The sequence below is a fragment of the Vibrio sp. SCP2 genome (genome assembly GCF_059295395.1).
This window is the reverse complement of record NZ_JCAFVV010000016.1, coordinates 45539-55809: the sequence shown is the minus strand read 5'-3', so window position 1 is coordinate 55809 and position 10271 is coordinate 45539. Positions and strand designations below refer to the sequence as shown.

At 46.0% G+C, this 10271-nt stretch carries 9 protein-coding genes; 4 read left to right on the top strand and 5 right to left on the bottom strand.

Annotation, left to right across the window (positions count from 1 at the left end):
• Positions 1 to 595: 595 nt before the first annotated feature.
• The 4 genes from AC5O63_RS21995 to hemC are packed head-to-tail and all read right to left on the bottom strand — an operon-like array spanning position 596 to position 4689.
• Complete coding sequence (locus AC5O63_RS21995; RefSeq protein ID WP_494506253.1) at positions 596 to 1783, bottom strand: heme biosynthesis protein HemY; 1188 nt, start codon at positions 1781 to 1783, stop codon at positions 596 to 598.
• Positions 1783 to 2997 carry a uroporphyrinogen-III C-methyltransferase gene (locus AC5O63_RS21990; protein WP_494506252.1) on the bottom strand — a complete coding sequence of 405 codons (1215 nt, stop codon included), beginning with the start codon at positions 2995 to 2997 and terminating at the stop codon, positions 1783 to 1785. Before AC5O63_RS21990 ends, AC5O63_RS21995 begins: the two co-directional genes overlap by 1 nt.
• 3 nt (positions 2998 to 3000) lie before the next feature.
• Positions 3001 to 3744 carry a uroporphyrinogen-III synthase gene (locus AC5O63_RS21985; protein ID WP_494506251.1) on the bottom strand — a complete coding sequence of 248 codons (744 nt, stop codon included), beginning with the start codon at positions 3742 to 3744 and terminating at the stop codon, positions 3001 to 3003.
• 6 nt (positions 3745 to 3750) lie between these two features.
• Positions 3751 to 4689 carry a hydroxymethylbilane synthase gene (hemC, locus tag AC5O63_RS21980; RefSeq protein WP_494506250.1) on the bottom strand — a complete coding sequence of 313 codons (939 nt, stop codon included), beginning with the start codon at positions 4687 to 4689 and terminating at the stop codon, positions 3751 to 3753.
• A gap of 335 nt (positions 4690 to 5024) precedes the next feature.
• Between hemC and AC5O63_RS21975 the strand changes: the two genes are divergently transcribed.
• Complete coding sequence (locus AC5O63_RS21975; RefSeq protein WP_494506249.1) at positions 5025 to 7553, top strand: class I adenylate cyclase; 2529 nt, start codon at positions 5025 to 5027, stop codon at positions 7551 to 7553.
• A 54-nt stretch (positions 7554 to 7607) separates the two neighbouring features.
• Here AC5O63_RS21975 and cyaY read toward each other — a convergent pair whose 3' ends face one another.
• A complete protein-coding gene (gene cyaY, locus AC5O63_RS21970; RefSeq protein WP_494506248.1) occupies positions 7608 to 7922 on the bottom strand; it encodes an iron donor protein CyaY in 315 nt (104 codons plus the stop codon).
• A gap of 75 nt (positions 7923 to 7997) precedes the next feature.
• Here cyaY and lptM point away from each other — a divergent pair, with 75 nt between their 5' ends.
• The 3 genes from lptM to dapF are packed head-to-tail and all read left to right on the top strand — an operon-like array spanning position 7998 to position 10242.
• Positions 7998 to 8117 carry an LPS translocon maturation chaperone LptM gene (lptM, locus tag AC5O63_RS21965; protein WP_494506247.1) on the top strand — a complete coding sequence of 40 codons (120 nt, stop codon included), beginning with the start codon at positions 7998 to 8000 and terminating at the stop codon, positions 8115 to 8117.
• A 30-nt stretch (positions 8118 to 8147) separates the two neighbouring features.
• On the top strand, positions 8148 to 9401 hold the full coding sequence (gene lysA, locus AC5O63_RS21960; RefSeq protein WP_494506246.1) for a diaminopimelate decarboxylase: 1254 nt from the start codon (positions 8148 to 8150) through the stop codon (positions 9399 to 9401).
• A gap of 10 nt (positions 9402 to 9411) precedes the next feature.
• Positions 9412 to 10242: a diaminopimelate epimerase gene (dapF, locus tag AC5O63_RS21955; protein ID WP_494506245.1), complete on the top strand. Its 831-nt coding sequence runs from the start codon at positions 9412 to 9414 to the stop codon at positions 10240 to 10242.
• Positions 10243 to 10271 lie beyond the last annotated feature (29 nt).

Sequence of the window (10271 nt, the reverse complement as noted above, 5' to 3'; positions counted from 1 at the left end):
TTCAGTTGGTTAGAATACCGGCCTGTCACGCCGGGGGTCGCGGGTTCGAGTCCCGTCCGCTCCGCCACTTATTCCAGACCTCAGCAGAAATGCTGAGGTCTTTTTGTATCTGCGGGATTATTTTGGTCTGCGACCAACGAGTCCCGGTTGCCCGCAACCCCGGCCGTCAGCCACTTATTTAAAAACCCAGTCTTCGGACTGGGTTTTGTCGTTTTAGAAGCCCGTTACTGACGCAACGGGCTTCTTGCGTTTAAGGGGGAGATGGAACGGGCTACGCCCTATGGAACACTTCGCTTGAGATGCGAGAGCGGGCTTCGCCCTGCGAGAAGTGAGCGTTGAAATTAAGTTGATAGAGCCGAGGGTTTAGAAGGCTTTGACAGGACTCGTCCCCTAGAAGACACAATCCTCCAGTTCTCCAGTTCTCCAGTTCTCCAGTTCTCCAGTTCTCCAGTTCTCCAGTTCTCCAGTTCTCCAGTTCTCCAGTTTTCCGTAGGACGAAGTCCGTGTGGTCCTTAATGTTTTTCGCTTCGCGCCGTGTTGATTAGATATAAAAAAGCCACTCGAGTGAGTGGCTTGGTTATTGGTATTTGATTTATTAAGCGGCAGGTTCTTTGATAAGCGTGAGTGCCTTCTTCGACACTTCATGAGCTGCTTTAGTTAAGTTCTGCTTCTCTAGTGCGTCAGAAAGGTAACCGTAGTCCGACACATTAGAGCGTACAGACAGTGCCTTTTCTAAGTGTTGCTGAGCCTCACTCCATTCTTCATTGCGTAAATGGAACTGAGCGATGGCGCTGTGTGCTTCTGCATTATTTGCGTCTTTACGTAGAGCGCCTTCTAGGAAGGTCACTACTGGGTGATTATCGGCAAGCTTAAGCTCTGGCAATAGAGCGTAGAGGTCAGAGTTAGGGTGCTTTTTAAGTGTCTCTTTGATTAAAGTAAACGCTTCATTGTCTGCTTGGCGCGAGATCAGCTGCTTAGCAAAACACTCAACAAGGTGAGCATCTACTTTCGCCTTACGCGGTAGACTATTCCAATGGGCAATGAGGCCTTCACTGCCTTTCTGCTCTGCTACATCGCTAAGCAGTCCGCATTGGGCGCGTTGCATCAAAGGCTCTTGCTCTTCTTTAGAGACAATTTTGTTTTTGACTAATTTAGGCAGAAGATCTAACAGTGGCTGCCATAGCTTTAGCTCTATATAAACTTGTTTGAGTAGGTTTAAGACGATAGCGTTATTGGGATAGCTGCCCTTTATGTTCGAGAGCGTATCGAACGCATCGTTATAGTTGGCATCACGGATCTGCTGCTTAGCACGGGTAAGCTCTACTGCTAGCTGCGAATTTTCCTGCTGAGAGGCTAACTCTAGGTAACGGTCGCGCTGCTGGTTGTTACCCATACCCTGTGCCGCTTCTGAAGCGACCAGGTAGCAGAGCAGCGGCATATCATGATGATTTGCCCAGCGCGTGACTTTCTTCTCTGCCAGTTTGAAGTCGCCTTCTAACAACTTGATGATGCCTTCATTTGTATAGCGGCGTGAGCGGCGCATTTTACGTACGCTAAACCAGTTCCATGTTGCTGAACTCGCGCTAAGTGCTCGTTTAATCAAGAACTCTAGACCAAATAGAGCGGCGAGTGCGGCGATAACAAAGATAACCAGAGTAGTAACGCTCATCTCAATGGTTTTATTTGCTACGGAGATTAGCACGTAACCTTGCTGGCCTGCGTATTGAGTCCCGGCAAACAAACCTAAGCCAAGAACGACAAAGAGGAAAATAATTCGAAACATTAGTTTTCCTCCGTCACTAGGGTGGTGACTTCTCGGCGTAAGCGGTCACGAATCACATCCGAGAGCTGCTGCTGTGTTTCCAGTTTGACTGGGTACTCAACTTGCACCGTCTGTTTGCTTAACAGTTCAAGCGCCTTATTGAACTCTTTCACTTCATTAGAATCTTGGTTAAAGAAGGTCGTTGACCATTTATCCGCAGTCGTTAATGCTGTGCTGTAGATATCTTGCTGCTCGACGTAAACAGCTTTAATTGCGGTCTCTAGCTTAGCTTTAATGTTCTCTTTTAAATAAAAGTGTTGCTGTGGAGAAAGTAGTGGAATGACATTGCCATCACGAGTTCTAAACGTAATGAAGTTCTCTGAGAAATCTTTTAGAGACGTCATTAAGTTACTTTGCCAGTCGTTTACATCTTCAGAAACAACCTGTTTTTCAACTTGTTGTGCTTCTGGTAATAGTGCATTGGCTAATGGTAGGTTATCCACTTGTTGTTGTAGTGAAGTGATGCGCAGCACTAAGCCTTCTCTGTCGACCAGGGGAACCGTTTTTAGTTTGGTGATGTCGTTAGCCATAGATTTACGCAAAGGCACTAGGCTTGGGTCATTAAGCGCCGCAATTCTTTGGTCTGCACTTTCCATCAGTTTGGTCGCACTAACGGCATCGTGCTCTAAGAACAGTTTTCTACCCGCTAGTTTAACTAAGTAATCGGCTTCTGCGAGCAGCCAGTCATTTGGTCGGCGACCTTTCACGTCAGCTACCGCAACTTGTAGGCTTTCGATGCTTTTTTGCTGCTGCTCAAGAACGGTTTCAGCACGGTGGGTAATTTCTGTCGCTTTGGCAATAGCTTGTTGCTTGGTTGAATCGAGTTCTGACTGAACACTGGTTTGAGTTTGCTTTAGTTGAGCTTGAAGAGCATCTATCTGCGCTTGATATTGAGCGTTCTTTTGCTGCATTTGGAAAGTGAGACCACCGCCTATCAATAAAGAGATGACAATGGCGATAGTGCCAAGTTTTACGCCGCGCTTACCTTGCTTCTCTTCAAATTCAGGTTGTTTAGTTGCGGCAGACTTGGCTTCAGGCTGAGAGGCTTGTTCAACGGCCGGTTGTTCCGCTTTTGTTTCAGTAGTATCAGACGCGTTTGTTGCTTTGCTTATTTCCTCTGCCGATTTTTTTTCTTGGTCAGGGGTATTGTTATCGTTGTTATTTTTTTTGGTCATTACTTATTGTCCTGTTTCACTTGGCCGGAGAGCAGCCAGTAATACTTTATTAGAGGCACTGAAGGTGTTGGTAACAACTTTAAAACCGACTTCTCGTGCTTGTTGCGCTATTCGCTCACTGGGTACATACAGATGGAGCGTAAACAGCCAGGCCTTATGCTCATCAGTTAGTTGAGAAACAAAGTAACTAAGCTGACCTGAACTGGTGATGACTAATTGAGTTATTTTTTCATTTTGCCAGATAGGTACGAGCAAATCTGAGCGGAAAGCTAGGTTTTCTCGTTTATACACCTCGCGATATTCAACTTGAGCGCCACGGGCGACTAGAGTATCGAATATCAACTCTCGCCCTCCATTGCCTCGTAGAATCAGGATCTTTTTGTTGGCGATAGAGAGTAAGGCGTCTTGTAGTAGCAGATGTTCACTATCACTGACTTCTGGGTAGTGTACTGTTTGTCGGGTTGCTTTGCTTAAAACGTGTGCAGTTTTTTGACCAACGGCAAGGTAGGTCGTGCTATTGGGCCAACTTTGCTCAAGTTTTTGCAGGTATCTATCGGTAGATGTCACCGCATGCTGACTGACGGCGATGATAATATCGAAATGAGAAATGGATGTTTCCAGCCCTTCGAGTTGCTCTCCGGGCTGAATGTCTATCAAAGGTTGGTGATGGCTTTCAATACCAACCTCTGACAGCTTGTTACATAGCGAGCGGCCTTGTTGTCCCGGCCGAGTGACCAGTACTGCCATAAGGAGTTACTCGTGCTCAGCGTATAGCTTGGTTAAGATCTCTTTCGCACCTTGGTCGAGTAGCTGGTTGGCAAGCGTAATGCCAAGAGCTTCAGCATCAGTACGAGAGCCACGAATCTCACCACGAACGATCTTTGAACCATCAGGTTCGCCGACTAGGGCACGTAACCATATGTTGTCGCCATCAATTAGAGAGTAACTACCAATTGGTACTTGACAGCCGCCCTCTAGAGTGAGGTTCATCGCACGCTCACACAGTACGCGATCGGCGGTTTCTTTGTGGTTGAGTGGTTCTAGTAACTTAATTAGGCGTTCGTCATCAAGACGACATTCAATACCTACAGCGCCTTGTCCTACCGCCGGTAGAGATTGTTCTGGTTCGATAAAGCTCTTGATGCGCTCTTCTAGTTCAAGGCGTTTCAAGCCAGCGGCAGCAAGAATGATGGCATCGTATTCACCTGCGTCTAGTTTACCTAGGCGAGTGCCGACGTTGCCACGTAGCTCTTTGATTACTAAATCTGGGCGAGATTCTTTTATCTGACATTGACGACGTAAGCTGCAAGTACCTACTACGGCACCCTGAGGCAGCTCATCAATATTGTTATAGGTATTTGAAACGAAAGCGTCGCGAGGATCTTCACGTTCACAGATCGTCACCAGACCAAGACCTTCAGGGAAATCGACAGGGACATCTTTCATTGAATGAACGGCAAGGTCGGCGCGTCCTTCTAACATAGCCACTTCTAGCTCTTTAACGAACAAGCCTTTACCACCCACCTTCGCTAAAGGTGTATCTAGAATGATGTCGCCTTTGGTTACCATCGTCACTAGCTCAACTTCTAAACCAGGGTGAGCAGCCATTAAAGCGTCTTTAACATAGTGAGCTTGCCAAAGGGCAAGAGGGCTTTTGCGCGTCGCAATTCGAATTGGAGTTTGTTGAGTCATAGTGTTCTGCAGATAACAAAATAATGGCTTAATCCTACCATTGTCAGCTAGAAAAGTATTATTGCTTATTCGACCGCATGAGGCTTAGGTGTTTGCTAGCACAAAATGATTAAAAGAGTGTGACTAAGGTCTCGTTTGTAAAATAGGCTATTATTATTAATAGAAGTTACGTACCACACTAAGAGCGACAACTTCGGATGGGCAAAATTGTGTCGAATCGATCGTACATTTCTTTACCAACTCAAAGAAAAGTGATAGATTGATCACGTTTTGTTGGTGCTTTAGAACAATTAATAGTCAAAGTGCCATCTAGGATATGAACCAAGGAAACCCCCTTGCAGGCTTACACCAAGACGCTAATTAAAAGACTTGATAACCTAAACCAGCAACGTGTTGAGCGTGCGCTGGCTCTTATGGATTTGCCAAGTCAGCGTGTGTTCCATCTGATCCCAACACTGCTTCATTTCAATCATCCAGTTATCCCTGGTTATTTCGACGCGCAAGTACCATTCGGTGTTCGCGAGTTTGAATTGAATGACATCCAGCAACAATTTGTTGAAGATACTCAGCTAACGATTGGTCAGCCGCTTACTACCAGTGACAACCCAGCGATCTTGGGTCTGTACACTATGGGCAGTACTTCCTCGATTGGTCAAAGTACTTCCAGTGACCTAGATATCTGGGTGTGCGTTTCGCCAAGCATGAGTTGTGACGAACGTGAAAGTCTTACTAACAAATGTTTGCTGATCACTGATTGGGCTCAAACGCAGGGTGTGGAAGCCAACTTCTTCTTAATGGATGAAGAGCGATTCCGTTCAAATCACTCAGAAGAGATGACGGGTGACAATTGTGGTTCATCTCAACACTTACTGCTGCTTGATGAATTCTATCGCAGTGCAGTGCGTCTCGCCGGTCAACGTCTACTGTGGCAAATTGTTCCTCCTGAAATGGAAGAGTGCTACGACGAATACGTGAAAGACCTCTGTGGCAAAGGTTATATCGATTGTTCGAAATGGATCGATTTCGGTCAGCTTAATCGAATCCCTGCAGAGGAATATTTTGGCTCTAACTTATGGCAGTTATATAAGAGTATCGACTCGCCATATAAGTCAGTTTTAAAAGCCATATTGCTTGAAGCTTATTCGTGGGAGTACCCTAACACTCAACTCCTTAGCCTAGATACTAAGCGACGCTTCTTTGCGCATGAGCCCGACCTTTATGGTATGGATGCGTATTATCTGATGCTAGAAAAAGTCACCCGCTATTTAGAGCGTATTGGTGATACCACTCGTTTAGATCTTGTGCGTCGTTGTTTTTATCTTAAAACGCACGAAAAGCTCTCTCGTGAGCCAAGTGTCGGCTCTGTTGCTTGGCGACGTGAAGCACTCTCTGACATGGTGCAGAAGTGGGATTGGGATAGCTCAGTGATTGCTGAACTTGATGACCGCCGTAATTGGAAGGTGGAGCAAGTAAAAGTGGTACATCATGCGTTGCTTGATGCCTTGATGCAGAGCTACCGTAACTTGATTCAGTTTGCGCGTCGCAATGACATTACTTCGGCGATCAGTCCGCAAGACATCAGTATTCTTGCGCGTAAGTTATATGCGGCATTTGAAGTCCTGCCTGGCAAGGTGACGCTGCTCAACCCGCAGATTTCACCTGATTTGCACGAGTCAGACTTAACTTTTATTGAAGTGAGACCAGGGCGTACTAACCAGTCTGGCTGGTACTTGTATAAGCAACCTCTCACACCACACCGCATTCTTGGTCAGGCGCCATTAGAGCACAACGAATATCTCAGTAAGCTTGTTGCTTGGTCTTTCTTTAACGGTCTAATCACTGAATCGACTCGATTGCATTCTGTTATCCGCGATGCGCATCTTGATATCGACAAGTTCTATCAGATGGTGAGTGATTTGCGTAATACCTTCTCACTACGTAAGCGTCGTCCTACGATGCAGGCATTAGCTAGTCCTTGTGAGATTAGCCAATTAGCGATGTTTATCAACTTCGAGAATGACCCAACGTCTGAGCTAAGCGGCAAGTCACTTAAGCTTGATCCTAAAACGACCGATATTTTTAGTTTTGGTTCTGAACTGAAGTGTTTAGTTGGCAGTGTCGACTTGGTTTATCGTAACTCTTGGCATGAAGTACGTACTCTGCATTTTAAAGGCGAAACTGCCATGCTGGATGCCTTGAAAACGGTATTAGGTAAAATGCACCAAGATGCGATTCCGCCAGAGTCAGTTGATGTGTTCTGTTACAGCAAAAACCTGCGTGGTGTGATGCGTAATATGGTGTATCAGCTTCTTGCTGAGTGTATCGATTTACGCTTAAAACCTGTTGAGCAAGAAAAGCGCCGTCGCTTTAAAGCGTTGCGTATTGGTCAACAAACTTATGGTTTGTTCTTTGAGCGTCGCGGTGTTTCGGTACAAATGCTGGAAAACTCGGTCGACTTCTATCGCAGTATCTCAACCAACAAGTTGAAGGGTTCACCGCTGTTAATGCTTGATAAAGAGCAAGATTACCAGCTACCTGAAATTGTTGATGGGTTTGCCAGTGAGGGTCTGATCCAGTTCTTCTTCGAAGACAGTGAGCAAGGCTTTAATATCTATGTACTGGATGAAGCGAATCGCGTTGAAGTCTACCATCAGTTCAAAGGTGAGAAAGACGAGATGATCGCGAGCGTGAATAGTTTCTATACCTCGGTACAAGATGAAAATCCGTTGTCTTCTAAGCTGATCAATTTCAACCTACCGCAGTATTATCAGATTGTTCACCCTGAAGATGATGAGTCTTACATTGTTCCGTATCGTAATGATGGAGCAAGTTACTCAAGACCGAGCAAAATCGTTAACGCCTAGATACAAAAAAAAGAGCATCCACAGATGCTCTTTTTTATTGTTGTTGATGGGCGATTATTCCCACTCAATGTCTTCATCGCTGTGCTTTTCACACTCTTGCTTAACCATTGCAATTAGCTCAAGACCTGTTTTCGAGCAAGTCCACTGCTCTTCAACGAGCGCAAAATGGAAACCACCAGATTTAGAGGCTAGCCAGATCTCTTTCATTGGTTCTTGGCGGTTGATAATGATTTGACTACGGTCTTCAAACTCCAGTGTCATTACGTTTCCAGAAGTCTCGTAGTCGATGTCCGCACCTGAATCATCAATCATTTCCTCGATGATTTGCATTTGAACATCTACTAACTGATGAAATTCAGTATCGTTCATCTAATCTATCCTATTGCTTTTCTTGAGTGTGGTGCGATTATAGGGGGCATTGACAGAATAATCACGATAGAACCCATGAAAAAATTAATCTTAGCGCTATTTATCTTTTCAGTCCTTGGCTTAGCTGGCTGTGGTCAAACTGGACCTCTATACATGCCTGAAGACGCTCCACAAAAAGAGCAACCTTCACAATAAAACGATAATCAGAATATAAGGGAAAGTACTTTGGATTACTTCAACTATCAGGATGATGGCCAGCTATGGGCCGAAGACGTCTCATTAACTGAACTGGCGCAGCAGTTTGGTACACCACTTTACGTATACTCACGCGCGACTCTAGAGCGCCATTGGCATGCTTTCGATAAATCAGTCGGTGAACATCCGCACCTTGTCTGCTACGCAGTCAAAGCGAACTCTAACATTGGTGTATTAAACGCTTTAGCACGTTTGGGTTCTGGCTTTGACATCGTCTCAGGTGGCGAGTTAGAGCGTGTGATTGCTGCTGGTGGTGAGCCAAGCAAAGTGGTGTTCTCAGGTGTGGGTAAAACCGCAGCTGAAATGAAGCGCGCGCTAGAGCTAGGCATTAAGTGCTTTAATGTGGAGTCTGAGCCAGAGTTAGAGCGTCTGAATAAAGTAGCTGGCGAGCTTGGTGTGAAAGCGCCAATTTCACTGCGTATTAACCCAGACGTTGATGCGAATACTCACCCTTATATTTCGACAGGTTTACGTGATAACAAATTTGGTATCGCGTTTGACCGTGCGCCTGCGGTTTACAAGTTTGCGCAAAGTCTAGAAAACCTCAATGTTCAAGGTATTGATTGCCATATCGGTTCACAGCTAACCGACATCGAGCCTTTCATTGATGCGACCGATCGACTGCTTGCGCTAATTGATGATCTTAAAGCACAAGGCATTACCATTAAGCACCTTGATGTGGGTGGTGGCTTAGGCGTTGTCTATCGTGATGAACTGCCACCAGAGCCTTCAGATTATGCTAAAGCACTGCTTGGCCGTTTGGATAACCATCAAGACCTTGAACTGATTTTTGAGCCAGGTCGGGCCATCGCCGCAAATGCCGGACTGCTGCTGACTAAGGTTGAATTCCTTAAGCATACCGAGCATAAAAACTTCGCCATCATTGATGCTGCGATGAATGACTTGATGCGTCCTGCTTTGTACCAAGCTTGGCAAGATATTGTGCCAGTTGTGCCGCGTGAAGGCGAAGCCGTGACTTATGACCTAGTAGGACCTATCTGTGAGACGGGCGACTTCCTAGGTAAAGACCGCGCATTAGTGCTGCAAGAGAACGATCTCTTGGCAGTGCGCTCTGCTGGAGCCTATGGTTTTGTGATGTCATCGAACTACAACACGCGCTGCCGATCGGCAGAAGTGATGGTTGATGGTAAGCAAGCACACCTAGTTCGCCAGCGTGAAGAACTATCTAGCCTGTGGGCGCTCGAAAACGTACTTCCGGAGTAATTGGAGTCTTATGCATTTCCATTTTTCTAAAATGCACGGTCTGGGTAATGACTTCATGGTCGTTGATTGCATTACCCAGAACATTTTCTTTTCCCCTGATCTGATCCGCCGCTTAGCGGATCGTCATACTGGGGTGGGTTTTGACCAACTACTCGTGGTTGAAGCGCCATATGATCCAGAAACAGACTTCCACTATCGGATTTTTAATGCTGATGGCAGTGAAGTAGAACAATGTGGCAATGGCGCGCGCTGTTTTGCTCGTTTTGTGCGCATGAAAGGGCTGACTAATAAGTACAGCATCAGTGTCAGCACTAAGAAAGGCAAAATGGTTCTTAACATCGAGGAAGATGATCAGGTCACGGTTAATATGGGTGTGCCTGAATTCGAACCGAGTAAGATTCCATTTAAAGCTAAGCAAACGGAGAAGACCTACATCCTTCGTGCAGAAGATAAGACGCTTTTCTGCGGCGCAGTCAGCATGGGGAACCCCCATGTGGTGACTGTGGTTGATGATGTCGCGACGGCGGATGTTGATACGCTGGGACCTCTATTGGAATCTCATGAACGTTTCCCTGAACGCGTTAACGCTGGCTTTATGCAGGTTGTCAGCCGCAATGAAGTGAACTTACGAGTGTACGAGCGCGGCGCAGGAGAAACTCAGGCTTGTGGCAGTGGTGCATGTGGTGCGGTTGCCGTTGGCGTTGTTCAGGGATTACTGGATGAGAAAGTCACGGTTAATTTGCCGGGTGGCTCGCTTAAAATTGCGTGGCAGGGCGAGGGCAAACCTCTCTATATGACAGGGCCTGCTACCCATGTGTTTGATGGTCAACTAAGCTGCTAATAGCCCCAACTATTTTGGGTAGATAATAA